This window comes from Candidatus Allofournierella merdipullorum (assembly GCF_048426865.1).
Classification (GTDB): domain Bacteria; phylum Bacillota; class Clostridia; order Oscillospirales; family Ruminococcaceae; genus Allofournierella_A; species Allofournierella_A merdipullorum.
On the sequence record NZ_DBFNWJ010000017.1, the window covers coordinates 1 to 25023 of the forward strand.

The window sequence follows — 25023 nt, forward strand, 5'->3', positions numbered from 1 at the left end:
AAAGCGCCCGTTTACGGGCGGCAAGTAACAGAACTTTCGCGGCTGGCAGACCGTACTTGCGCGACGTGACGCGCATGCTAGTATTCTAGGGCTATGCCCGCATGTGAATAACCCCCGGCTTGGCCGGGGGTTATTTATTGTTATTTCAGGAAGGCGAGGTCGATCTCGTAGGGGCTCTCGGTGGAGTGCTGCATCGGGGCCTCCGCCTTGTACTTGGTCAGCGCGGCCGCGGCCTTTACGGGGTCGGCCAGGGTACCGGCGCCGCCCACGCAGCCGCCGGGGCAGCCCATGCCCTCCAGCAGATAGCCGTTGTACTTGCCCGCGCGGGCCATCATCAAAAGGCGTTTGCAGTCTGCCAGACCCTGGGCACTGGCCACCTTGACCTCCCGGTCGGGGTCCATCTGTTTGATGGCGTTCACCACCGCCTGGGCCACACCGCCGCTGGCGGCGAAGCCGCGGCCGTCGGCGCTGGCGTGCTGGAAATCATCGCCCGGTTCCGCCTCCAGCGTCTCAAAGTCCACGCCCTTGGCCTCGAACATACCCATCAGTTCCTCAAAGGTCAGGACAAAGTCCACATCGCTGCGGATGGTGCGGCGGCTGGCCTCCAGTTTCTTGGCGGCGCAGGGGCCGACGAAGGTGACCTTGATGTCCCGGCCCAGCTTGCTCTTGGCCAGGCGGGCGGTCAGCACCATGGGGGTCATGGCCATGCTGATGTTCTGGGCAAGCTCCGGGAACAGCTTCTTGGCCATCACGCTCCAGCTGGGGCAGCAGCTGGTGGCCATGAAGGGCTGGTACTCCGGCACTTCGCGCATGAAGTCCTTCGCTTCCTCGATGGTGCACAGGTCGGCGCCGATGGCCACTTCCAGCGTGTCGATGAAGCCCAGCTGACGCATGGCAGCCTTCAGTTTGCCGGGGGTCAGGCCCGGGAACTGGCTGATGAACGCGGGCGCCACGATGGCGTAGTTCTTGTCGCCCTGGCGGATGCTTTGAATCAGCTGGAAGATCTGGCCCTTGTCCACGATGGCACCGAAGGGGCAGCTCACCAGGCACATGCCGCAGGAAACGCACTTGTCCTGATCGATCTTCGCCCGGCCAAGCTCATCGGAGCCGATGGCGTTCATGCCACAGGCGGCGGCGCAGGGGCGCTCCATCTTCACGATGGCGTGATAGGGGCACACGTCCACGCACTTGCCGCACTTGATGCACTTGTCCTCGTCGATGACCGAACGGCCGCCGGGAGTGAAGCGGATGGCGTCCTTGGGGCAGACCTCTTTGCAGGGGTGAGCCAGGCAGCTGCGGCACATGTCGGTCACTTCCACCTTTTTGGGCGGGCAGGCCGAGCAGGCGAACTTGATGATATTGATGAGGGGAGGATCGTAATATTTGCTGGCGATCACGCTGTTTTCGATGCCCGCGTTGGTGGGCGCTTGCTCGTCCAGCGGGCGCAGAGGCAGGCCCATGGCCAGACGGATGCGCTCGGAAACGATGGCCCGTTCCAGAAAGATGCTGTTGCGGTGGGTGCCCACCTCGCCGGGAATGATCTTGTAGGGAAGCTTGACCATCTCGGAGGCATAGTCCTGTCCCTCATAGGAAAGACGGGCCACCTCGGTGAATACCTTGCGGCGGATGTCGGTCACGGTGGTGTAGATACCGCGCATTGTGCTCATAAAAGAACTCCTTTCCGGAATGTGGTCGCAGCGCCCGCCCGCAGGACGAGCCATATTAACACTATACCATAAAACATGCCCCGCCGCAAAGGGCGGAAATCATTTTTTACGCAGGACTGCCAAAAATTTAACGATTATACAAAAACCGCAAACACACGCCCGGTTCCTTTGTGAAAGGAGACCGCAAAAAAAGCCCGCCCCGACGGCGCGGAGCGGGCAAAACATCCAATCAGAGCACCTTGTTGATCTGGTGGCCTTCCAGCCAGCAGTCCAGGCTGTGGAACACGATCTCGGCGCGCTTTTCCATCGACTCGGCGGTGGCAAAGGCCACGTGAGGCGTGACGATGGTGTTGAGGGTGTGCAGCAGGGGATGGTCGGCGGGCAGGGGAGGCTCGGTCTCGAACACGTCCACGCCCGCGCCGCCAAGACGTCCCTCGTTCAGCGCGGCGGCCAGCGCGGCGGAATCCACCACCGGGCCCCGTGCGGCGTTGAGCAGCAGCGCACCCGGCTTCATCCGGGCAATGGCCTCGGCGCCGATGAGCCCGCGGGTGGAATCGTTCAGCGGGCAGTGCAGGCTGAGAATGTCCGCCTGTGCCAGCACTTCGGTGAGGGGGAGATAGGTGATAAGGTCGGTGTTGGGCTTGTGGCTGTGGTCACCGGAGGCGATGACGCGGCAGCCGAAGGCGGCGAACAGCTGCGCCACCCGGGAGCCGATGGCGCCGGTGCCCACCAGGCCCACCGTCTTGCCCCGCAGCTCATGGCCTACAAGTCCGTCCTTGGTGCCGCCGGTGCGGCAGCGCTCCTCCACCTGGGGCAGGTTTCGCAGCAGCGCCAGCGCCATGCACACCGTAAGTTCCGCCACCGAATCATTGGAATAGCCGGAGGCGTTGCTCACCGCGACGCCCATCTCACGGGCGGCGTCCAGATCCACATGATCCACGCCGGTGAAAGCCACGTCGATGAATTTCAGATGCTCACAGGCCCGGATGACCTGCCCGGGCAGGGGCATATTGGCCAGCATCAGCACATCCGCGTCCCGGGCCTCTTCGATCAGACGGTCGGGGTCCGTGGTGCGGGGGTAGGCGGCGAAGGTATGCCCGGCAGCGGCGAGGGGAGCGGTGTAGCGCTTCAGCAGACTGTCGGGGATGCCCAGAGACTCCAGCAAAACGATGTTCATGCAAAAACTTCCTTTCAGGCGCAGGCCGGCAGGGTCAGACGCGTTTTGTATCATTGTACCACCGGCGACCGGAGTTGTCCATCATGGCAAAACAAAACGACCGGGAGAGGCGAACCTCTTCCAGTCGTTTTGCTGGTGCGGATGAAGGGACTTGAACCCATATGGAGCTGCCCCCACTAGAACCTGAATGCGTTTTTGCCATTTTTCACCAAGTGCAGTCCGGTACTTTCTAATCCCTTGTAAACAACGCTGTAAAGCCATTTTTCGGGGGTTGCCCCGTCCTGTTTTGTCCTGCTTATTACAGGGTGCTGCAGGGTGGATTTAGGCAGTTTTCTGGAAAAATGGTAGAACGAAGGGTAGAATGAAACACCCGCATAATCGCTAGATCACCACCGCATTTTCACTAGAACACACCGGCAGTTACAAAGCAGAAAGCCTATTTTACCACCCGCAAAATACAAAGAAATGCACAGCGTGTCTGTGCCTGGTGTGGGTTTGTATTCTGAAAGGAGTTTGCATGTTCAATCCATTTTATGAGCAGTATATTATGCATCGCCGTCAGGACGATTTCTATAATCGACACCTGTTGTTTCGGCTGATACAGAAAGATGCACGGGCGCAGCATATCCTAGCCGCCCTCTCCTGATTACCCGCACCGGGTGGCGGCGGCCCGCTGGCCTGAGCCAGAAAGGGCCAGCCGCCAGACCCGGAAGGGTGGTGCGCTTGCGCACCGTGCCAAAGCTAGTATTTTACCTTTGGCACTTCTGTAGCTGTAGCAACCCTACAGCTGCCCTTCGCATACCCTTTTTCACAGTAAAGGAGCTGTTTCTATTATATGAAGAACCCAACTGTTCAGCAAGGCCGAAAATGGCAGCTGACTATCAACAATCCCGATACTTATAATATCACCCCGGAACTATTGAAGCAGAAATTACATGTTTTCACTTCTTTGGAGTATTTCTGCTTTGCTTATGAGATAGGGCTTGAAACCCAAACAAAACACATCCATGTGTATTTTGTATCTTCCGTGCCTGTTCGCTTTAACACCATCAAGAACCGTTTCCCCTTTGCCCATATCGAGCGAACCGTGGGTACATCACAGGAAAACCGGGACTATATCTGCAAGGGTGGGAAATGGGAAAATGACCCCAAGAAAGATACCTCTATTCCTGATACCTTCTATGAGTGGGGAGAGATGCCCACCGAGCGGCAGGGGGAAAGAAGCGACCTTGCCTTGCTCTATGAGTGCGTCAAGGATGGCATGACCGATTATGAGATACTGGAACGCTTTCCCACCGCAATGACCCGTTTAAGTGATTTAGCCCGTGTGCGCATGACGATTCGGCAGGAACAATATAAAGAGAAGTTCCGCAATATGAATGTGGTGTACATCTTCGGCCCTACCGGGACAGGCAAAACCCGTGCTGTCATGGAGAAAGACGGATACAGCGCAGTATACCGGGTGACCGACTATGAACATCCATTTGACGGCTACAACGGGGAAAGTATTCTTGTGCTGGACGAGTTCCGGGGACAGCTGAAAGCAAGTAAAAAGAAGAACGACTTCTATTATGCTGTTATCCAGATGAAGGATAGTAACGGACAGCGCAAGCAAAAGTGGGTTGCCACCGGCTTGCCTGTAAAAGGAAACAAAGCAAGAGCCACCGAAGAACTGCGAAAAATTTTAGAGCAGTACGAAAAAGGCGGGCTGCTGTTCAGCCCCAAAACTCCCCTTGTGGATGTATTGGAGCATTGGCTGGAAGATGTGAAGCTGCTTGTAGAGCCGAACACCTACACCAATTATGAAATTGTGTTCCGGGCGCATTTGAAACCATACTTTCTGGAACACCCCGTCACACTGGACAGGGTGCAGCCCATGCACATTCAGGAGTATTGCAATTATAAGATGCAAACCCTCGGCCCATCCACGGTAAAGAAACACCTGAGCAATATATCTTCCGCATTGGAAGTGGCAAGGAAAAACCATGTGATTGCCTTTAACCCCGCCCATGATGTGACAATCAGGAATGACCGGCGATTCGTCCCGAACTGCTACGATGAAAAGCAGATTGCCAGGCTGTTTCAGGCCGCACAGAAAAGCAAGATCGAAACCGAGATTATTTTAGCCTGTACCTATGGACTGCGCAGAAGCGAGGTTGCCGGGCTTACATGGTCGCATGTGGATTTTGAAAAAGAAACCATCCTGATTTCCAAAACAGCTGTTGCCAGCAAGGGCGGCACAATCTACAAGGACAGGACGAAAACCAAGAAAAGCTGCCGGGCGCTGCCGATGAGCGCCGCAATCAAAACCTATCTACAAAACCTCTATAACAGGCAACAGCAGCAGCGCAAAAGTTTGGGCTCACACTATGAGGATTCAGACTTTGTGTGCAGACAGCCGGACGGGCATGTTTTTTCGGTGGATGCAATCACCCGGTATTTTCACCAGCTGCTGAAAGAAAACGATCTGCCCATGATTCGCTTTCATGATCTCCGGCACTCAGCGGCCACACAGCTTTTAGCCAGCGGATACAATATGAAGTGTGTTTCGGAATGGTTGGGGCATTGTGATATTCACACCACGATGAATATATACGCCCATGTTACCAATCAGGCAAAACAATCTATGGCGAACTGTCTGGGTGCGCTGTTGGAAACAGAACCGGTAGAAGAAAAAGAAAAACCGGCAGCACAGCCACCGGCAAACACAAAGATGATTCATTTCCCGCAATATGAGCGGCAGGGTAGAACGAGGGTAGAATGAGGGTAGAATGAGGGTAGAACGAAGGGTTTAACAGCGGCTATTCCTATTTGAGAATGAATAGCAAAAACCCCGCAAAGCCTGAACTTCACGGGGTTTTTAGCTGGTGCGGATGAAGGGACTTGAACCCATATGGAGTTGCCCCCACTAGAACCTGAATCTAGCGCGTCTGCCAATTCCGCCACATCCGCATATATGTAAACGCGGCGTGAGCCGCGAATACGTCGTTCGTACTTTGGACCGTGTGGCCCGCTGTGCGGAACGATAGCTATTCTATCACAGGATCCGGCAGTTGTCAACTATCTTTTTCAAATTTTTTTTGAGCGTGCTCCACAAGCTTTTCAAAGGTCTGTTCGCTCAGGTCGTGCTCCACCCGGCAGGCGTCCCGGGCGGCCACCTCAGGGTCCACCCCAAGACGCACGAAAAACTCGGTGAGCAGCCGGTGCCGGTCATACACCCGCCGGGCGATGGCAAGCCCCGCCTCGGTCAGGATCAGGCCGCCGTCCTCGTCCACCTGCACATATCCGCTCTCCCGCAGCTTCTTCATGGCCACGCTCACGCTGGCCTTGGTGAAGGCCAGCTCGTTGGCCACGTCCACCGAGCGAACATAGCCCCGGCGCTCTTTCAGCATCAGGATCGCTTCCAGATAATCTTCCGAAGATTCATGCACCCGCATCAGTCGAGCCTCCGTTCCGGCGCTGCCGCTAATTATTAAATATACCCTAACATATTTGCCGCGCTTTGGCAAGGACGACCCGGTTTGCAGTTCGCGCCCTTTCTTTTGCATTTTCGGAGGCGGGGGCTTTCTTTCCCTGTATTCGAGTGATACAATAGGTTCGGCAAAGGAGGGCGTGGGCTTGGATTCGTTTTTGTACAGCGTGAATGCGTCCCTCCCGATCTTTCTCACCATGGCGGCGGGCCTCGGCCTGCGGCGGCTGGGCCTTCTGGACAAGCACTTTGCCGATGTGGCCGATCAGTTCGTGTTCAAAGTCACCCTGCCGCTGATGCTCTTCGAGCAGATCCGCGCCGTGGACGTCTACAACAGCTTCGACGGCGGCTACCTTGCCTTCTGCGCGGGCGTGACCCTCACCAGCATCCTGGTGGCCTGGGCGCTGGCCCGGCGGTTCGTGCCCAAGCGCAGCGTGGGCGCCTTTGTGCAGGCGTGTTACCGTTCCAGCGCCGCCATTCTGGGCCTTGCCTTCATCCAGAACATCTACGGTTCGGTGGGCATGGCGGGGCTGATGGTGCTGGGCAGCGTGCCGCTGTTCAATCTGTTCGCGGTGGTGGTCCTTACCCTGGAAGGGCCGGACGCGGGCGGTCAGCCGCTGAAAGCACGCCTTGTCAGCGCGGCAAAGGGCGTTGCCACCAACCCCATCATCCTGGGCATCCTGGCGGGCCTTGCGGCGGCGCTCATCCGGCTGCCGGTGCCCACCGCGCTGGACCGGGTGCTGGAAAACTTCGCCGGGCTCACCACCCCGCTGGCGCTGGTGGCCATCGGCGTGACCTTCGACTTCAAAGCGGCCCTGGGCACTTCCAAGCTCGCGCTGATCGCCTCGGTGGTGAAGCTGATGGTGCTGCCGGCGGTGTTCCTGCCGCTGGGCGCGGCCCTGGGCTTTAGGGAGCAGATGTTCATGGGGCTCATCGTGATGCTCGGCTCGCCCTGCACCCCCACCAGTTATGTGATGGCAAAGACCCTCGGCGGCGACGCGCCGCTGGCCGGTTCCGCCGTCATGCTCACCACGCTGGCGTCCAGTGCCAGCCTCACGTTCTGGATCTTCCTGTGGCACAGCCTGGGGGTCCTGTAACGCCCCGTTTTCTCTTGCTTTTCACCCCGGCGTGGGGTATAGTTAAAGTATAAAATGCCCGGAAGGGAAAGGAGCAACAGCATGAGTATTTTAGTATGCGGCGGCGCAGGTTATATCGGCAGCCATACCTGCGTGGAACTTCTGGCGGCCGGCTATGACATCGTCGTGGCCGACAACTACTACAATTCCTGTCCGGAAGCGGTGCGCCGAGTGAAGGAAATCTCCGGCAAAGATTTTCGCTTTGTGGAGGTCGACCTGACTGACGCGGAAAAAGTGGAAGAGCTGTTTGCACAAAACCCGGACATCGACTCGGTGATCCAGTTCGCGGCCTACAAAGCAGTGGGCGAGAGCGTGGGCAAACCCATCGAGTACTACACCAACAACCTGGCCACCACCCTCACTGTGCTGGCCGCCATGCGCCGCCACGGCGTGAACAATCTGGTGTTCTCCTCCTCCGCCACCGTCTACGGCGACCCGGAGAAGGTGCCCATCGACGAGGACTGCCGTGTGGGCGGCACCACCAACCCCTACGGCACCAGCAAACTGATGAACGAGATGATGCTCACCGACTGCTGCAAGGCCTACCCCGAGATGAACGTGGCGCTGCTGCGCTACTTCAACCCCATCGGCGCCCACAAGAGCGGCCTGATCGGTGAGGACCCCAACGGCATCCCCAACAACCTGGTGCCCTACATCGCCAAGGTAGCGGTGGGCGCGCTGGAGAAGGTGCACGTGTTCGGCAACGACTATCCCACCCCGGACGGCACCGGCGTGCGTGACTACATCCATGTGGTAGACCTTGCCAAGGGCCATGTGGCGGCCATCAAGAAGCTGGAGCAGAAGCCCGGCCTGTTCATCTGCAACCTGGGCACCGGCAAGGGCTACAGCGTGCTGGAGGTCATCAAGGCCTATGAGAAGGCCTGCGGCAAGACCCTGCCCTACGTGATCGATCCCCGCCGCCCCGGCGATATCGCCACCGTCTACGCCGACCCCGCCAAGGCGAAAAACGAGCTGGGCTGGGAGGCTCAGTACGGCATCGAGGAGATGTGCGCCGACAGCTGGAAGTGGCAGAGCATGAACCCCAACGGCTATAAGAGCTGATTTGATTCCGAGAGACGCAAAGCAAGGAAGGGAGACACAACAGTATGCAGAAGAAACCTATCTTAGTGGTGCTGGCAGCCGGCATGGGCAGCCGTTACGGCGGCCTGAAGCAGATTGACCCGGTGGGCCCCAGCGGCGAGGTCATCATGGACTACTCTCTCTACGACGCCAAGCGCGCCGGTTTTGAGACGGTGGTGTTCATCATCAAGCACGAGATCGAAGAGGCCTTCAAGGAGACCGTGGGCCAGCGCGCCGAGAAGTTCATGGAAGTGCGCTATGCCTATCAGCAGCTGGAGGACCTGCCCGAGGGCTGCACCCTGCCCGAGGGCCGCGAGAAGCCTCTGGGCACCGGCCATGCCATCCTGGCGGCCCGGGACGTTCTGGACGCTCCCTTCGCCGTGATCAACGCCGACGACTACTACGGCCCCTCCGCCTTCAAGACCATCTATGATTATCTGGCCAGCGACGGCTGCGGCGTGGGCAAGTACGGCATGGTGGCTTACCGTCTGGACAGCACCGTCACCGAGCACGGCACCGTTGCCCGCGGCCTGTGCCAGGTGGACGAGAACGGCCATCTGGTGAACGTGGTGGAGCGCACCAAGATCGGCACCTACGAGGGCGGCATCCACTTCACCGAGGATGACGGCGCCACCTGGACCGATGTGCCTGCGGACACCCCTGTTTCCATGAACCTGTGGGGCTTCGATCCCAGCTTCGTGGGCGAGCTGAAGACCCGCTTTGTGCCCTTCATGAAGGAGCTGGCCAATACCGCCAACCCCCTCAAGACCGAGTTCCTGCTGCCCACCGTGGTGGGCCAGATGCTGGTGGAGGGCTCCGCTAAGGTGACTGTGCTGCACAGTGCCGACAAGTGGTACGGTGTGACCTACAAAGAGGACAAGCCCGGCGTTGTGGCGGCTCTGGCCCAGAAGGTGGCCGACGGGCTGTATCCCACCCCGCTGTGGAAGTGATCGTTTCCTAAAGGCAGACCATGCAGGGAACGGCCGGCAATGCCGGCCGTTCCCTTTGCCTGTGTTTAGAGGAGGAACGGGAATGAAAGAAAAGCCCATCCTGCCGCCGTCGCTGCCCGACCGCCCGGAACCGGCGGAGCGGGGCGAGGAACTGGTGGCCATGGCCCGGGCGACCCAGGAGCCGCTGGCCCGCTGGCGTTTTTCCGGGCTGGATCTGTGCGGCGAGGATCTGCGGGAGATGCGCTTTGAACAGTGTGTTTTTGAGGGCTGCCGCTTCACCGGGGCGGACCTGCAGGGCGCGAGCTTTGTGGATTGCCTGCTGAAAAACTGCGAGTTTTCAGCGGTGCGGGCGGGGGAGGCCTATTTCCTGCGCTGCCGGTTCCAGGGCGTCAAAGCCCTGGCCGCGTCGCTGCCGGACTGCCGCCTGGCCCATGTGCAGATGACGGAGTGCAATTTCACCGAAGCGAACTTCACCGGCGCCAGCGTGGAGCAGGCGCGGCTGGAAGAGTGCGATTTTTCCGCCGCCAGCCTGGCGGAATGGCGGCACAAAGGGCTTTCGCTGGCACACAGCCGGTTTTTCCGCACCAGCTTTTTCAAAACGCCGCTGGCAGGTCTGGATTTTACCGACAGCGAGCTGGAAGGCGTGACGGTGAGCGATGACGCCGCCGAACTGAAAGGCGCGACGGTCAATGTGCGGCAGGCGGCGGAGCTTGCCCGCCTGCTGGGCGTGATTGTGCGCTGAATGATACCAAAGATACAAGAGGGGAACCATGGCAAGACAAGTAGATCTTTTGAAGGGAAATATCCTGCGCTCGCTCACCCTGCTGGCGCTGCCCATCATGGGCAGCCAGCTGGTGCAGATGGCCTATAACCTGATCGATATGATCTGGATCGGCCGGGTGGGCGCCGGCGCGGTGGCCGCCGTGGGTGCGGCGGGCATGTTCATGTGGCTGTCCAACGGCATGGCGGTGCTGCCCCGCATGGGCGGCCAGGTGAAGGTGGCCCAGAGCATCGGTGCCGGCGACATGAAGGCCGCGGGGCGCTACGCCGCGGCAGCGCTGCAGATGGCCGGCGTGATGGCGCTGGTCTATACATTGGTGATGTTTGTGGGCGCGGGGCCGCTGATCGGCTTTTTCCGTCTGAACAGCGCCGAGGTGGAAGCCCAGGCCCGGGCTTATCTCATCATTGTGGGTTTTGGCATGTTCTTCTCCTTTGCCAACCTGGTGCTGGTGGCCCTTATCAACGCCACCGGTAACAGCCGCACCCCCTTCTTCGCAATGGCGGTGGGCCTGGGGGCGAACATTGTGCTGGACCCGCTGCTGATTTTTGGCGTGGGTCCGTTCCCCCAGTGGGGCGTAGCGGGCGCCGCTGTGGCCACCGTGACTGCCCAGGGTATCGTGTTCGCCATTCTGGCCCGCTATGCCTCTCAGGACCAGACCCTGTTTGCCTATGTGGATCTGAAAAAGCCCGCCTCCCGCGCGCAGCTGGCGGCGCTGTGCAAAGTCAGCGGCCCGGCCACCGTTATGAACATCATTTTCCCCATCATCGGCATGATCATCGCCCGGCTGGTGGCCGGCTGGGGCGACGCGGCGGTGGCGGTACAGAAGGTGGGCAGCCAGATCGAGTCCATCAGCTGGATGACCGCCGACGGCTTTGCTGCCGCGGTGAACAGCTTCATCGCCCAGAACTGCGGCGCGGGCAACCTGCGCCGGGCGCGGAAGGGCTTCGGCGCCGCGTTCCTGCTGATGACCATCTGGGGCATCTTCTGCACGGCGCTGCTGGTGTTCTGCGCTGCGCCCATCTTCCGGTTCTTTATCCCGGAGGCAGACGTGCTCCCCATGGGCGTGGACTATCTGGTCATCCTGGGCTACTCCGAGCTGTTCATGTGCTGGGAGATCCTGGTGGGCGGCGCCTACGCGGGCTTTGGCAACACCTTGCCCTCCAGCGTGGTGAGCATCGTGTTCACCGGCCTGCGCATCCCCGCCGCCATGGCCCTCAGCGCCACGGCTCTGGGGCTGAACGGCGTGTGGTGGAGCCTTTCCATCTCCAGCATCCTCAAGGGCATCATCCTCACCGGTGTGTTCCTGATTTTCCTGTGGCGGCTGCAGAAAAAGCCGTCCCTTCCCAAGGTATAAAAAGAGCCCCGGACCCAAACGGTCCGGGGCTCTTTGCGCCGTGGCGGTTATTTGCAGTAGTGCTCGATGTAGGCCTCGCGGCACTTGTCGATGATCTCCATCGCGGCTTCGCGGCCCTGTTCCTCGTTGACCACGGTCTCCTTGCCTTCCAGATTCTTGTACACCTGGAAGAAGTGACGCATCTCGCTGAACAGATGGCTGGGCAGCTCGCTGATGTCGTGGTAAGAGTTGTAGGTGGGGTCGCTGAAGGGGATGGCGATGATCTTCTCGTCCAGCTTGCCGCCGTCCAGCATGGTGAACACACCGATGGGGTAGCAGCGCACCAGACTCATGGGCTGGATGACCTCGCTGCACAGCACCAGTACGTCCAGCGGGTCGCCGTCATCCGACAGGGTGCGGGGGATCAGACCGTAGTTGGCGGGGTAGTGGGTGGAGGTGTAGAGGATGCGGTCCAGAATGATGAGGCCGGTCTCTTTGTCCAGCTCATACTTTTTCTTCGAGCCCTTCTCGATCTCGATCACGGCCACGAAGTCTTCGGCAGTGATGCGGGCGGGATTCATGTCATGCCAGATATTCGACATTGTGTTAAAACTTCCTTTCCGGGCCGGGCGGCAAATCACGCCGCAGCCGATCGTTTGCTATCAGTATAGCATATTCTGCCGTGCAAGGCCATAGCAGAAAAAGAAAAAGTTTTCGTAAGCCCTTGACTTTTTGCCTTTCGCATAGTATGATATTCAAGCAGCGCTTCGCTGAGACCTGAACTTTCAGGCGCCCGTAGCTCAGGTGGATAGAGCAACTGCCTTCTAAGCAGTGGGCCGGGGGTTCGAGTCCCTCCGGGCGCACCAAAATGTGGTGGCTATGGCGCAGTTGGCTAGCGCGCCAGATTGTGGCTCTGGAGGCCGTGGGTTCGAGTCCCACTAGCCACCCCACATTACAGGAAAAGCGGACTTGAAAGAGTTCGCTTTTTTCTATAAATAAGCTGGGTTGTCGCCAAGCGGTAAGGCACGGGACTTTGACTCCCGCATCCGTGGGTTCGAATCCCGCCAACCCAACCAGAACGCCGGCAGGCTCCGAAAGGAGCCCGCCGGCGTTTTTTGTGCTCCGGGCAGGCGTCCCTCTTGACATTACACATCGTGTAATGATATAATCGTTACACAAAGTGTAACGATACGGAGGGATACCCATGGAGATCGTGAATCTGGATACCCGGGAAAAACAGAACGCCTTTATGAATCCGGCAAGGCAGGACATCCTGCGCCTTTTGCAGCTGGCGGGCCGGCCCATGACGCCCAAGGAGCTGGCGGATAAGATGGGCATTTCCGCCTCGTCGGTGACCTTCCACATCAAAAAACTGGCGGAGCTGGGGGTGGTGGCCCTGGACCACACCGAGCAGATTCGCGGCATCACCGCACGCTATTATAAAGCGCTGAACGTTTCGGTGCGGCTGGGGCTGCTGGCCCCCGGCGGGGACGACGCGGCCCAGGAGATGTTTTTGCAGCGCACGGTGGAACAGGTGCTGGCCGGGGTGCGGGGCCTGAAACGGCTGGCAGGGGAGAAGGGCCTGGGCGAAGAGGATGTGATGGGGCTGGGAGATATGCACAGTGGCGTCGCTTATCTCACCCGGGAAGAGGCCGTGGAGCTGCAGCGCCGGATGATGGATTTTTTGAGCGAGCGGGAAACGCCCCGTCCCGGCACGCAGGCCTACGAGTATGTGCTGATGGCATACAACGCCGCGGAGGTCCCGGTGGATGTTGGATAAAAAGCATGGAGTACTGCTCTTTCTGAACAGCTTTGCCACCGGCCTGCTCTCGCCGCTGCTCACATTACTGCTTCTGGATAAGGGCATCGGCCTTGCCGCGGTGCCGCTGGCGGTGGGGCTTCACTCGGCGGTGGCGGTGGTCTTTGAGGTGCCCAGCGGCATGACGGCGGACCGCTGGGGCCGCAAAAGCAGCTTTCTTGTTTCGCTGGCGCTGCTGCTGCCCGGCCTGGGTCTGTTGGCCTTGGGGCAGGGGATGACGGCTGTTCTGGCGGCCATGGTTTTTCAGGGGCTTGCCCGGGCTTTTTCCTCCGGCAGCCTGGACGCGCTGGTGGTGGAGGAATTCCTGCTCCAAAACGGCCCGGAGGCGCTGCCAAAGTGCACCGCCCGCATCGGCGCTCTCACCAGCGTGGGGCTGGCGGTGGGCTGCCTTTCGGGAGGCGGCGTGTATGCTCTCGCCGGCAGCCTGTGGGCGCCCCTCGCGTTGAAAGGCGCAGTGGTACTGGTGCTGCTGGTGCTGGGCATGGGGCTTGCGGAACACCCGGTAGAGCGGGAAGAAGGGCAGACAAACCCGGTGGCCCCGCTGGCCTCTACCCTGCGGGGCAAGGGGCTGGTGCGAGCGCTGGTCCTCTATTCTGCCGCCCTCGCACCGCCCCTTTTTGCGGTGGAGGTGTTCTATCAGCCCCGCTTTACCGAGCTGCTGGGCGGCGGCGCGGCGGGCTGGGCGCTGGGGACGCTCAACGCGGGCGCTTACTACGCAGCGGCGGCGGGCTCGGTTCTGGGGCCGCGGCTGGTGCGCCGCCCCACCCTGCCCCGGCTGCTGGCCGTCACGGCGCTGCTGGGTGTGGGCCTTGCAGGTCTGGCCGCCGCCGGAACGCCGGTGCTGTTTGTGGCGGCCTACTTTGCTTTTTATGTCATCATCGGAAGCACCGATTATCTCACCTCCACTCTGATGAATGAGGCCGCGCCGCCCAGCCAGCGGGCCACTCTGCTCTCCGCCAGCTTGTTGACGCTTCAGCTGGGCGGTATGGCCGCGTCGCCCCTGCTCTCGGCGGGGGCGGCAATGGGCACCATTCCCCAAGTGTGGCTGGCCGCCGGCGGGGCGGTGACAGCAGTGATGCTGACGGGGCTGCTGATGAGCCTGCGCCCTCGCAAACGCTGAAAATTCAAAAATAAATGTGCTCCTTCGTTTTGTTTTTGACGTGAACAACGCGTCGAAATCAAGAAAAGGAGTCATGAGTATGAGCATTCCACGATTCGACTTTCAAACGCTGCAGGACATCCCGTCCCGGCTGAACCACAGGGATACCCCGCGCCTGACCATCACGGAAAAGGGATTGATCTCCATCAACGGCGCGCTGCGCAGCAGGGTGGGCGAACGAAGGGCGTTTCGGGCCAAGATCAGCCCGGACGGCAGGTATATGGCGCTGTGTACCCGGGAGGAGCCGAACCTGCAGTTTGGCTTGCGCAGCGGACGCACCTACCACGCCGCGCTGTGCCGGCTGGTGGAGGGAATGGGGTTCACCCTGCCGGTGGTCTACACCATGGAGTGGGACGAGGAGCACAGCGCCTGGATCGGCTGCTGCGAAGAGATCGCGCCGCCACCCGCCCTTTCCGCCCTGTGTGAAGAAAAGACCGCGCGGCGGCGCAAAGCCGCAGGGAGGCAGGCATGAGGCTGACCAGACGAAGCCTGTCAAGGCGCGAGCGGGAGATCATCGACGGATTCATCACGGAGATTTGCCGGGAAATGGGCCTGCCGGGGAAGGACGCGGACCTGAGGACCTGCGCCTGGGAGGCGTTTCTCTCGGTTTATCGGGACGCGCCCGGCTCCTTTTCGGGCGACGGCCTGCGGGGCTGGCGGCGGGCCTACTCCATCCTGTGGCAGGAGCTGAAAAAGGAAAAACAAACGATGTATTTTTGGGGGAATGGGCGTCTCTCGCTGGATCAGCCGGTGAGCGAGGAGGTGCAGCAGCCGCTGGTGGAGCTGCTGCGAGCGCCTCACGGCGACTTCCAGAACGGGGTGTGCCTGTACGACTATCTCTGGCGCATGGACCCGGATGAGAGCCGTATGGCGTTCCAGCTGATGCGGGGCGACAGCCTGGAGGAAATACAGGCTTTCTACCACTGGTCGCCCGCCTATGTGTTCCTGCTCCGCAACCGGCTGCGGGACGCGATGGAAGCGTATCTTGCCATCTGAGCAAAAGAAAAAGCCCGGTCGTTTAACCGGGCTTTTTGAATGGAGCGGGGTACGGGAGTCGAACCCGCCTGTTCGGCTTGGGAAGCCGACGCACTACCGATGTACTAACCCCGCAGGTGAATACTTGTTTATTATACCTGCCGGGGTGAGAAATGTCAAACCCTTTTTCCGCCCCGGCGGCCCCTTGCGCGGCGGCGGAAAAGACAATATACTATAGAAAAAAGGCAAGGGCAGGTGAAAGAATGAAGAACCCGTTGGATGCGGTCAAACTCTTTTTGGGCGTCGTGTGCGTCGTGGGTGCCTTTGCCGCCGCGGCCCTTGCTCCCGGCTCCGGTGGGCAGTCCGCCGTCCCTTCGCCCGTTCCTTCGCCAACGCCTGCCACCACCCCCGCGCCCAGCCCGTCGCCCACCCCCACGCCGGAAGTGACGCTGGCTTTCACCGGCGACGTGAACTTTGCCGACGACTGGTACAACATGCTCCACTACGCGAAAACCGGCGGCGTGGAGGACTGTTTTGACCCGCTGCTGCTGGAAGAGATGCGCGGCGCGGACATTCTTCTTTCCAACAACGAGTTCGCCTTTTCCCACCGGGGCAGCCCCATGCCCGGCAAGCAGTTCACCTTCTGCTCCCGTCCGGAGAACGCCGCCATCTGGCAGCAGCTGGGGGTGGACATCGTCAGCCTTGCCAACAACCATTGCTTTGACTACGGGGCCGACGCCTTTGCCGACACCCTGACCACTCTCTCCGACGCGGGCATCGCCTATGTGGGCGCGGGCGCGGATCTGGAAGAGGCCATGACGCCCCGCTACTTCACGGTGGACGGCCTGACCATCGGCTTTGTGGCCTGCACCCGGGCGGAAAAATACATCCTCACCCCCGAAGCAGGGGAGGACAGCCCCGGCGTGCTGCGCTGCTACGACCCGGAACTGGCGGTGCAGGTCATCGAAGAGGCCGACAGCCGGTGCGACTATCTGGTGGTCTACGTCCACTGGGGCACCGAGTACAGCACCCAGTTGGAGCAGGCCCAGACCGACCTTGCCACCTTCTTTGCCGAGGCGGGGGCCGACCTCATCGTGGGCAGCCACCCCCATATTTTGCAGGGGGCCGGCTGGCGGGGAGATGTGCCGGTGCTCTACAGCCTGGGCAACTTCTGGTTCAACATGGAAACCATGGACAGCGCCCTGCTCACCGTCACCCTCACCGGCCCGGGGGCGGAGAACGCCACTGTTCGGCTCATCCCCTGCGTGCAGACCGGCGGACGCACCTCCATCCTCACCGACGAGGAGGAGAAGACCCGCATCCTGGACCACCTCAACTCTGTCAGTGAGAGCGGCTGGTTCGATGAAAACGGCGTGCTGCACCCGCAAAAGGCGGAAAATTGAACACAAAAAGTGTCGCCCGGCATTTCAAAAGCCGGGCGATTGTGCTATAATAACAAGAAAGTTTTTGTAAAAAACAACAGTCCCGCGACGCGGCTTTCCGCAGCCCGGACATAAAGGAGGCTTTTCATGGTCACTTGCTCCAAGACCGGAATGTACTACGCCCGGGGTCAGTGGGTCCCCGCCGACGAAAACGCCCCCGCCGCCCTGGCGGCGCTGGGCTTTGACGAGGCCGCCCGCAGCGAGGCGAAAAAGGGCACCATTGCCTGGGGCATTCTGCAGGCCCATAACCACAGCGGCGACGAAAACGCCCTGAAACTCAAATTCGACGCGATGGCCAGCCACGATATCACCTTCGTGGGCATCGTGCAGACCGCCCGTGCCTCGGGCCTCACCAAATTCCCCATGCCCTATGTGCTCACCAACTGCCACAACAGCCTGTGCGCCGTGGGCGGCACCATCAACGAGGACGACCACCTCTTCGGCCTGTCTGCCGCCAAGAAGTACGGCGGCGTGTATGTGCCGCCTCACCTGGCGGTCATCCACCAGTATATGCGCGAGATGTACGCCGGCTGCGGCAAGATGATTTTGGGCTCCGACAGCCACACCCGCTACGGCGCTCTGGGCACCATGGCCATCGGCGAGGGCGGCGGCGAGCTGGCAAAGCAGCTGCTGAACCGCACCTACGACGTGGCCTGCCCCGGCGTGGTGGCGGTGCACCTCACCGGCGCGCCCGTACCCGGCGTGGGCCCCCAGGACGTGGCCCTGGCCATCATCGGCGCGGTGTTCGCCAATGGCTATGTGAAGAACAAGGTCATGGAGTTCGTGGGCCCCGGCGTGGCCAACCTGCCCCTGGAATACCGCAGCGGCATCGACGTGATGACCACCGAGACCACCTGCCTGTCCAGCATCTGGGTCACCGACGAGACCACCCGGAAGTATCTGGCCGTCCACGGACGGGAAGGGGACTACAAGCCCCTGGCCCCGGCGGAGCTGGCCTATTACGACGGTGTTGTGGAAGTGGCGCTGGACAAAGTGCGGCCCATGATCGCCCTGCCCATGCACCCCTCCAACGTCTACACCATTGAAGAGCTGAACGCGAACCTGGAGGACATCCTCCACAAGACCGAGGAGGACTGCGCCGCGCTGGTGGGCGGCAAGGTCAAGCTGGACCTTGTGAGCAAGATCGAGAACGGCCGCCTGCGGGTGGACCAGGGCGTCATCGCCGGCTGCGCCGGCGGCACCTACTCCAACATCTGCGAGGCCGCCCAGATTCTGGAAGGCTTCTCCGGCGGCAACGGGGAGTACGCCTTGAGCGTCTACCCCTCCAGCCAGCCCACCATGATGGCGCTGATGAAGAACGGGGCCCTGGCCAGCCTGATGGCCGGCGGCGCCACCGTGCGCACCGCCTTCTGCGGGCCGTGCTTTGGCGCGGGCGACGTGCCGGCCAACGGCTCGCTGTCCATCCGCCACACCACCCGCAACTTCCCCAGCCGCGAGGGTTCCAAGCCCGGCAACGGCCAGATCGCCGGCGTGGCGCTGATGGACGCCCGTTCCATCGCCGCCACCACCCGCATGGGCGGCATCCTCACCCCCGCCACCGACATCGACTACCAGCCCCATATCCCCGAGTATGAGTTCGATGACTCCAGCTACAAGAGCCGCGTCTACAACGGCTGGGGCAAGGGCGACTACGACAGCCTGCTGCGCCTTGGGCCCAACATCAAGGACTGGCCCGCCATTCAGCCTCTGGCCGACAACCTGCTGCTGAAGGTCACCAGCTACATCACCGACCCGGTGACCACCACCGACGAGCTTATCCCCAGCGGCGAGACCAGCAGCTACCGCTCCAATCCTCTGGGCCTGGCGGAGTTCACCCTCAGCCGCAAGGACCCGGCCTATGTGGGCCGCGCCAAGGCGGTGCAGGCCGAGGAGGCCGACCGCGCCGCCGGCAAGGGCAGCGACGCCCTGCTGGCCCGGGTGCACGCCGTGCCCGGCTGCGAGGCTCTCACCTGGAAGGATCTGGCCATCGCCAGCACCATCTACGCGGTGAAGCCCGGCGACGGCTCCGCCCGTGAGCAGGCCGCCAGCTGCCAGCGCGTGCTGGGCGCGGGGGCCAATATCGCGGTGGAATACGCCACCAAGCGCTACCGCTCCAACCTCATCAACTGGGGCATGCTGCCCTTCCAGCTGGACGGCCCCACCCCCTTCGGCCTGGGCGACTACGTCCTCATCCCTGGCGCGCGGGCGCTGCTGGCCGAAAACCGGCTGGAGAGCATCCCCGCCTATGTGCTGGGCGAAAACGGCCCCAAGGCCTTCAGCCTCTCCATCGCCCCCCTCACGGCGGACGAGCGGCAGATCTTGCTGGACGGCTGCCTCATCAACTACTACAAGCACGGCTAAGACCCAAAGGAAGGTGAACCCCATGGCCGGCGATCTGCATACCCACACCACCTGGTCCGACGGGGCGCTGCCCGCCCCCGTGCTGCCCAAGCTGGCGGCCCGGGCGGGCCTTGCATGGCTGGCCATCTCCGACCACGACACCATGCTGCCGGTGGAGTACGCCTATGCCCACCCGACGGCAGAGGGCGTGAACCTCATCCCCGCCACCGAGCTTACCGCCTACGACTTTGAACGGGGGCGGCAGGTGCACATTTTGTGCTACTGGCCGGATCAGGACTGCCCCGAGCTGGCGGCCCACTGCCGTACCATGGCGGCGCGACGCAACGCCGTCTGTACCCAGAGCGCCAAAGAACTGGAAGAAATTTATCCCCAGTTCAAACTGGAGGACGCCCGCCGCATGGCGGACGAGGGCGGCGGCGTGATTTTCAAAAGCACCCTGATGCGCGTGCTCTATGAGTACGGCCTGGCGGACGGCATCTATCAGCAGGACTACAAGGCCCTCTTCGGGGCCAAGGGCGGCAAGGTGCTCCACAACCCGGAATATGAGCCGGTGGATAAGGTCCTGGCGGTCATCAAGGCCGCCCGGGGCGTGGCGGTGTTTGCCCATCCCAGCGTCTACAACAGCATGGAGCTGGTGCGGGAGCTGGCCGCGGCAGGGCGCATCGACGGTGTGGAGATAGAACACCCCCGCAATACCCCCGAGGATAAAGAGGAACTGCGCCGGCTGGCCAAAGAGTACGGCCTCGTCACCACCGGCGGCACTGACTTCCACGGCCTTCATGCCGGCAAAGCCCGGCCGCTGGGCCTGTGCCGCTGCACCGATGAGGAAGTGCTACGGCTGAACGAACTGGCAAAAGCAAAGAAAGCGTAAAAGAGAGAAGGAAACCAAAATGACAACCATCACCCGCAAAAACAGCGGTACCTGCTCCCGCAGCACCACTGTTACCCTGAACGACGACGGCACCATCCACAGCATCGAAGTGGTGGGCGGCTGCAACGGCAACCTGAAGGGCGTCAGCAGCCTGCTGGTGGGCATGGACGCCGCCGACGCCATCCGCCGTATGCGGGGCACCACCTGCGGCCCCCGCCCCACCTCCTGCCCCGACCAGATCTCCCTGGCGCTGGAGGAGGCGCTGGAAAAGCAAAAGCACAGCTGAAACAAATAAAAAAAGCCGCCCGCGCATGGGTCTCATGCGCGGGCGGCTTTTTGCGTTTACTTGAACTCAATGGTGTCCAGCCGCTGGATTTTATTTTTGTAGGTCCGGCGGAAGAAGAAGGTGGCCAGCATCAGCGAGCAGACCTCCGCGATGCAGAAGCTGTACCACACGGCGTCCAGATTGCCGGTGAGGCTGAGCAGCCAGGCCACCGGCAGCAGGAGCACCAGCTGGCGGAAGGCGCTCATCATCAGGCTCAGAAGTCCCTCGCCCATGGCCTGGAACAGGCTGCTGAATACGATGTCCACGCCGGCAAAGAGAAAGCTCAGGCTGATGATGCGCAGTGCCGGCTGGCCAATGCGGCCAAGGTCGCCGCCTTCGCTGAACATGGCCAGCAGCTGGCCAGGGAACAACTGGAAGATAAGGGTGCCCAGCGCCATTACACAGAGCATGGCCACCATGCAGATCTTGATGGCCGAGAGGATGCGCTCCTTACGGCGGGCGCCGTAGTTGTAGCCCACGATGGGCACCAGCGCGTTGGTCAGGCCGAAGCCGGGCATGAACACAAAGCTCTGCAGCTTGAAGTAAACGCCCAGCACCGAAACGGCGGTCTCGGAGAAGCCAATGAGAATTTTGTTCATGCCAAAGTTCATCACGCTGCTGATGCTCTGCATGATGATGCTGGGCAGACCCACGTCGTAGATGCCCACCACGGTGGGCCAGTCGAACTTGAGCTTTTTCCAGTGCAGCCGCACTTCGTTGTTGAACTTGAGGTTGAGGACGAAGCACACGCAGCAGCCGAACCACTGGCCGATGACGGTGGCCACCGCCGCGCCCAGCACGCCCATGCGGGGCGCGCCCAGCAGGCCGAAGATGAGGATGGGGTCCAGAATGATGTTGACGATGGCGCCGGACATCTGGCTCAGCATCTGGAACACCGTGCGCCCGGTCACCTGGATGAGCCGCTCCAGACAGATCTGGAAGAACATGCCTAAGCTGAACACCAGGCACACCCGCAGGTAGGCCGCGCCGTCGGCGGCAATGGCGGGGTTCGTGGTGAAGAAACTGAAGAACAGCTCCGAGCAGAACAGCCCGAACACCGCAAAGGCCAGCCAGCTGAAGAACATCAGCAGCATGCCGTTGTGGGCCACCTTGTCGGCGGCTTCCCGGTTGCCTTCGCCCAGCCGGCGGCTGAGCAGGGCGTTCACGCCCACGCTGGTGCCCACCGACACCGCAATGGTCAGCATCTGCACCGGGTAGGCAAAGCTCACGGCGGCCAGCGCCGCGTCAGACAGCCGCGCCACAAAGATGCTGTCCACAATGTTATAAAGGGCCTGCACCAGCATGCTGATCATGATGGGGAAGGCCATGCCCAGCAACAGGGGCGCAACGGGCTTTGTGCCCATGATATTTTCTTTCATTCCTCGCGATACGTCCTTTTCTCTTGTTTATTCCATGCTTTTCAGCTTGCGGATGTCATGGCCCAGGAACAGCACCGGCTCGCAGCTGCCGCCCAGCCGGCTGGCGATTTTTTCGGTGTAGCGGGCCTCAAAGGCTTTGCCGTCCACAATGTTGGTGGTGTAAACGGTGGGCCGCTGTTCAAGCAGGCGGGTGTTCAAAAGGTTGTAAAAACAGCTGAGCACATAGGGGCTCACATACTCGGTGCCCAGATCGTCCAGCACCAGCAGGTCCGCCTCCAGCACCGCCTCCATCAGCGGGCAGTCGTCCGCAAAACGGTCCCGTTCCAGCTGGCCGAACAGGCTTTGGGCGCTGATGTACACCACGTCAAATCCCTTTTCCAGAACCGTCTGGGCAATGGCCAGCGCCGCATGGGTCTTGCCCAGCCCCGCGTTGCCGCAAAGCAGCAGGCTGGTGCTCTTCATGTCAAAGCCCTCGGCGTAGTCCCGCAGAGCGGCCAGCGTCTCGGCCATCTCGGTGCGGATGCTCACGCCGGTGGCCTCGTCCGGCTCGTCGGGGTAGTAGCGCAGCTCCATCGAGTCAAACCCGCACAGGGACAGGGGCGACTCCTTGGCAATTTCCTCCCGGCGCAGCTGCCGGGCCCGGCGGGAAACGCAGGCGCACAGCCGCCCGTTCGCGGTACCGGTGTCCTTGCAGACCGGGCAGGAAAAGGCCGGCTCCAGGCTGGCGGGGCCGTAACCGTTGTCTGCCAGCAGGGTCTCCAGCTGTTTTTGCGCTGCGGCACGCTCAGCGCGGGCCGCGTTCTGCTCCGCTTCCTCCGCGCCCGCCGCCGCCAGTTGTACCAGCCGCACGCCCAGCGAGCGCACCTTGCTTTCCAGCGGCTCCAGCTCCGGAATGGCTGCCGCCGCGGCCTGCCGCCGCTGTGCTGCCAGGGTCATGGCCCGCTGGCGGGCGCTGGCCGTCTTGCGCTGCGCTTCTTTCAGCAGTTCCGTTTTCGTGCGCATGGCTTCAGTCCTCCCGTTTCAGGCGCAGCGGGCGGTTCTGCGCCCGGCGCAAAATATCGTTGCCGCTGGGAGCCGCCCGGTCCACCCGGATGTTGTTGCCCTCCAGCCCGCCGGCGCCCCGGGTGTCCGCCAGGGTGCGCCAGCCTTTTCCGTGCCAGCTTTTCAGAATGCCGTTGACGTATTTTGCGTCCTTGCCCGCCCCTGCGTGCAGAACTGCCTCGGCCACCATGGCGTCGTCGTAGCGGTATTCCTCGTACCAGCGGCGCACGCAGTTCTTTTCGGCCATGGTCAAATCCTCGGCGGGCATGCCCAGAAGTTCCGCCACGGTGCGCTCATGCCGCGCCCGGTCGGCCAGCAGCTGCAGATGGCGCTCGGCGTCCTCGCCGGTGACCACGCCCTCCTGGGCCCAGCGGTCCAGTTCCCGCTCCAGCTGCGCCACCGAGTGACGGCCCTGCCCGGCGATGTGGGCCGCGCACAGCAGGATGACCTCGGCGGGGATGCTCTCGTTCACATACAGCGACACCACCCGCTGAATGTCCTTCTGCCCCAGCGCCTTGCCAAGGCAGGTCTGGGCCTCGCTGGCCAGCATGGAGACGGTGGGGTCCCGCAGCGCGGCCATCCGAAGCTGGTCGGCAGTGAGGGGCGGGGCCTTTTCGGCGGGGGGCGGGGTCGCCGCGCCGCCCTGCTCCTTTTCCAGCAGGCCCACGCCGTGCCAGAACTCCAGCGCGCTCTGGGCCGAGGCCACCGTCTTGAGTTTCAGGTCGTGGGCGATGGTCTTGGGGTCGGTGCAGCGGGTGGCGATCATGTACAAGGCCACCCGCACGGGGTCGCCGCCGGCCCGGTCCAGATGGCGGAACACCAGCTGGGGAACAGCGACGGAATCGCCGGTATTGTCGTTCAGACGGTAGGTCATGCCGGAAATGCTCCTTTGCGTTCAGCGCATAAAATTTCATACTAACTATAGCACAAAACAGCCGGATGTGCCAGTGAATTTTAGCCTTCGCCGATTTGACAAATGCCCCGGCGGATGATAGCATTATTTAATAAGTAAGCGTCCGCGCCGGCTTGATGGGCGGACAAGGTTTTTGAAAACAGGGTGCAGGATCATGAAGATCGCGATCGTGACGGACAGCAACAGCGGCATTTTTGAACGTCAGGCCCGCAAGATGGGGGTATATGTGGTTCCGATGCCCTTCTCCATCAACGGCCAGTGGCTGTATGAAGGCGTACAACTCACGGCGAAAGATTTTTACAAGGCGCAGGCCGAAGGCGCGGACATCACCACCAGCATGCCCAGCCCGGCGGACGTGACGGGAATGTGGGAAAAGCTGTTGGCCGACCACGACGAAGTGGTCTACATCCCCATGACCAGCGGTCTGAGCGGCTCCTGCGCGGCGGCCGCGGCGCTGGCGCAGGACTACGACGGCCGGGTGCAGGTGGTGGACAACAAGCGCATCTCCCTCACCCAGATGCAGTCGGTGCTGGACGCCAAGCGCCTGGTCAAGCGCGGTCTTACCGGCGCCCAGGTGAAGGCCCAGCTGGAGCAGCACGCGCTGGACGCCAGCATCTACATCACCTGCAGCGATTTGAAATATCTCAAAAAGGGCGGGCGCATCACGCCGGCCGCCGCCGCCATCGGCACGGTGCTGAACATCAAGCCGGTGCTGCAAATTCAGGGCGAAAAGATCGATGCCTACGCCAAGGTGCGGGGCATGCACCAGGCGGTGGAGAAGATGCTGGACGCCATCTGCGACGACATCACCGGCCGCTTCAACGGCATGAACCTCCATGTGGGCACCGCCTACAGCGGTGACCCGGAGATCGGCCTGAAATGGCAGAAGTACGTCCAGAGCCGGCTGCCCCGGTGCCGTGTGCACTCGGCGCCCCTGTCTCTGAGCATCGCCTGCCATACCGGCCCCGGCGCCATTGGCATCGGCTGTTTCTACTACGAAAAGTAAATAAATAACCCCCGGCCAAGCCGGGGGTTATTCACATGCGGGCATAGCCCTAGAATACTAGCATGCGCGTCACGTCGCGCAAGTACGGTCTGCCAGCCGCGAAAGTTCTGTTACTTGCCGCCCGTAAACGGGCGCTTTA

The 25023-nt window shown here is 61.5% G+C and carries 22 protein-coding genes and 5 tRNA genes; 18 read left to right on the top strand and 9 right to left on the bottom strand.

The features are described 5' to 3' along the window. Window positions 1–140: 140 nt before the first annotated feature. Complete coding sequence (locus ACMNAY_RS03260) at window positions 141–1658, bottom strand: 4Fe-4S dicluster domain-containing protein (protein WP_418718389.1); 1518 nt, start codon at window positions 1656–1658, stop codon at window positions 141–143. A 238-nt stretch (window positions 1659–1896) separates the two neighbouring features. Beyond that, complete coding sequence (locus ACMNAY_RS03265; RefSeq protein WP_418718372.1) at window positions 1897–2844, bottom strand: 2-hydroxyacid dehydrogenase; 948 nt, start codon at window positions 2842–2844, stop codon at window positions 1897–1899. Between the two features lie 835 nt (window positions 2845–3679). On the opposite strand from ACMNAY_RS03265, the gene ACMNAY_RS03270 reads away from it, so the two are divergent. Next, window positions 3680–5608 (top strand): tyrosine-type recombinase/integrase, encoded by a 1929-nt coding sequence (locus ACMNAY_RS03270; protein ID WP_418718373.1) that lies wholly within the window; start codon window positions 3680–3682, stop codon window positions 5606–5608. A 101-nt stretch (window positions 5609–5709) separates the two neighbouring features. Here the strand turns inward: ACMNAY_RS03270 and ACMNAY_RS03275 are convergent. After that, window positions 5710–5796 (bottom strand) — tRNA-Leu (locus ACMNAY_RS03275). A gap of 104 nt (window positions 5797–5900) precedes the next feature. Next, the gene (locus ACMNAY_RS03280; protein WP_418718374.1) at window positions 5901–6281 is read right to left on the bottom strand and encodes a metal-dependent transcriptional regulator; all 381 of its coding nucleotides are present in this window, start codon (window positions 6279–6281) and stop codon (window positions 5901–5903) included. 175 nt (window positions 6282–6456) lie between these two features. Between ACMNAY_RS03280 and ACMNAY_RS03285 the strand changes: the two genes are divergently transcribed. The 5 genes from ACMNAY_RS03285 (at window position 6457) to ACMNAY_RS03305 (ending at window position 11614) form a co-directional block, all read left to right on the top strand. Continuing rightward, window positions 6457–7410: an AEC family transporter gene (locus ACMNAY_RS03285; RefSeq protein WP_394975960.1), complete on the top strand. Its 954-nt coding sequence runs from the start codon at window positions 6457–6459 to the stop codon at window positions 7408–7410. 81 nt (window positions 7411–7491) lie between these two features. Then, complete coding sequence (galE, locus tag ACMNAY_RS03290) at window positions 7492–8511, top strand: UDP-glucose 4-epimerase GalE (RefSeq protein ID WP_418718375.1); 1020 nt, start codon at window positions 7492–7494, stop codon at window positions 8509–8511. A gap of 44 nt (window positions 8512–8555) precedes the next feature. After that, a complete protein-coding gene (locus ACMNAY_RS03295) occupies window positions 8556–9479 on the top strand; it encodes a nucleotidyltransferase family protein (protein WP_394968388.1) in 924 nt (307 codons plus the stop codon). An 82-nt stretch (window positions 9480–9561) separates the two neighbouring features. After that, on the top strand, window positions 9562–10221 hold the full coding sequence (locus ACMNAY_RS03300) for a pentapeptide repeat-containing protein (RefSeq protein WP_418718376.1): 660 nt from the start codon (window positions 9562–9564) through the stop codon (window positions 10219–10221). A 28-nt stretch (window positions 10222–10249) separates the two neighbouring features. Beyond that, entirely contained in the window at window positions 10250–11614 is a 1365-nt protein-coding gene (locus ACMNAY_RS03305) for an MATE family efflux transporter (RefSeq protein WP_418718377.1), read from the top strand. A gap of 47 nt (window positions 11615–11661) precedes the next feature. Here the strand turns inward: ACMNAY_RS03305 and ACMNAY_RS03310 are convergent, their stop codons facing one another. Next, window positions 11662–12195, bottom strand: a complete 534-nt coding sequence (locus ACMNAY_RS03310) for an inorganic diphosphatase (protein ID WP_177522873.1) — start codon at window positions 12193–12195, stop codon at window positions 11662–11664. 187 nt (window positions 12196–12382) lie between these two features. Between ACMNAY_RS03310 and ACMNAY_RS03315 the strand changes: the two genes are divergently transcribed. The 7 genes from ACMNAY_RS03315 to ACMNAY_RS03345 all read left to right on the top strand — a co-directional run bounded on the left by ACMNAY_RS03315 (window position 12383) and on the right by ACMNAY_RS03345 (window position 15567). Then, window positions 12383–12459, top strand: a tRNA-Arg gene (locus ACMNAY_RS03315). Between the two features lie 7 nt (window positions 12460–12466). Next, a tRNA-His gene (locus ACMNAY_RS03320) sits at window positions 12467–12543 on the top strand. Window positions 12544–12594: 51 nt separating this feature from the next. Further along, window positions 12595–12669 (top strand) — tRNA-Gln (locus tag ACMNAY_RS03325). Between the two features lie 128 nt (window positions 12670–12797). Next, window positions 12798–13373: a helix-turn-helix domain-containing protein gene (locus ACMNAY_RS03330; protein WP_418718378.1), complete on the top strand. Its 576-nt coding sequence runs from the start codon at window positions 12798–12800 to the stop codon at window positions 13371–13373. After that, window positions 13363–14532, top strand: coding sequence for an MFS transporter (locus tag ACMNAY_RS03335; protein WP_418718379.1), 1170 nt, complete (start codon window positions 13363–13365; stop codon window positions 14530–14532). The genes ACMNAY_RS03330 and ACMNAY_RS03335 overlap by 11 nt, the downstream gene beginning before the upstream one ends. Before the next feature lie 79 nt (window positions 14533–14611). Beyond that, window positions 14612–15043 carry a hypothetical protein gene (locus ACMNAY_RS03340; RefSeq protein WP_418718380.1) on the top strand — a complete coding sequence of 144 codons (432 nt, stop codon included), beginning with the start codon at window positions 14612–14614 and terminating at the stop codon, window positions 15041–15043. Next, window positions 15040–15567: a hypothetical protein gene (locus tag ACMNAY_RS03345; protein ID WP_418718381.1), complete on the top strand. Its 528-nt coding sequence runs from the start codon at window positions 15040–15042 to the stop codon at window positions 15565–15567. Before ACMNAY_RS03340 ends, ACMNAY_RS03345 begins: the two co-directional genes overlap by 4 nt. 40 nt (window positions 15568–15607) lie before the next feature. Here ACMNAY_RS03345 and ACMNAY_RS03350 read toward each other — a convergent pair. Next, window positions 15608–15681, bottom strand: a tRNA-Gly gene (locus ACMNAY_RS03350). A gap of 128 nt (window positions 15682–15809) precedes the next feature. Here ACMNAY_RS03350 and ACMNAY_RS03355 point away from each other — a divergent pair. The 4 genes from ACMNAY_RS03355 to ACMNAY_RS03370 all read left to right on the top strand — a co-directional run bounded on the left by ACMNAY_RS03355 (window position 15810) and on the right by ACMNAY_RS03370 (window position 20506). Beyond that, on the top strand, window positions 15810–16949 hold the full coding sequence (locus tag ACMNAY_RS03355) for a CapA family protein (protein ID WP_418718382.1): 1140 nt from the start codon (window positions 15810–15812) through the stop codon (window positions 16947–16949). A 126-nt stretch (window positions 16950–17075) separates the two neighbouring features. Further along, a complete protein-coding gene (locus ACMNAY_RS03360; RefSeq protein ID WP_418718383.1) occupies window positions 17076–19349 on the top strand; it encodes a hydratase in 2274 nt (757 codons plus the stop codon). A 22-nt stretch (window positions 19350–19371) separates the two neighbouring features. Beyond that, window positions 19372–20220: a PHP domain-containing protein gene (locus ACMNAY_RS03365; RefSeq protein WP_418718384.1), complete on the top strand. Its 849-nt coding sequence runs from the start codon at window positions 19372–19374 to the stop codon at window positions 20218–20220. Between the two features lie 19 nt (window positions 20221–20239). Next, window positions 20240–20506, top strand: coding sequence for a TIGR03905 family TSCPD domain-containing protein (locus ACMNAY_RS03370; protein WP_394968368.1), 267 nt, complete (start codon window positions 20240–20242; stop codon window positions 20504–20506). A gap of 56 nt (window positions 20507–20562) precedes the next feature. On the opposite strand, the gene ACMNAY_RS03375 is transcribed toward ACMNAY_RS03370, so the two are convergent. Genes ACMNAY_RS03375 through ACMNAY_RS03385 form a run of 3 tightly spaced genes read right to left on the bottom strand, consistent with a single transcriptional unit; the run spans window position 20563 to window position 23839 of the window. Next, the gene (locus tag ACMNAY_RS03375) at window positions 20563–21924 is read right to left on the bottom strand and encodes an MATE family efflux transporter (RefSeq protein ID WP_418718385.1); all 1362 of its coding nucleotides are present in this window, start codon (window positions 21922–21924) and stop codon (window positions 20563–20565) included. A gap of 27 nt (window positions 21925–21951) precedes the next feature. After that, window positions 21952–22926 carry an ATP-binding protein gene (locus ACMNAY_RS03380; RefSeq protein ID WP_418718386.1) on the bottom strand — a complete coding sequence of 325 codons (975 nt, stop codon included), beginning with the start codon at window positions 22924–22926 and terminating at the stop codon, window positions 21952–21954. 4 nt (window positions 22927–22930) lie between these two features. Then, complete coding sequence (locus ACMNAY_RS03385) at window positions 22931–23839, bottom strand: DnaD domain protein (RefSeq protein ID WP_418718387.1); 909 nt, start codon at window positions 23837–23839, stop codon at window positions 22931–22933. Window positions 23840–24032: 193 nt separating this feature from the next. On the opposite strand from ACMNAY_RS03385, the gene ACMNAY_RS03390 reads away from it, so the two are divergent. Beyond that, window positions 24033–24884: a DegV family protein gene (locus ACMNAY_RS03390; protein WP_418718388.1), complete on the top strand. Its 852-nt coding sequence runs from the start codon at window positions 24033–24035 to the stop codon at window positions 24882–24884. The last annotated feature ends 139 nt before the right edge of the window (window positions 24885–25023 follow it).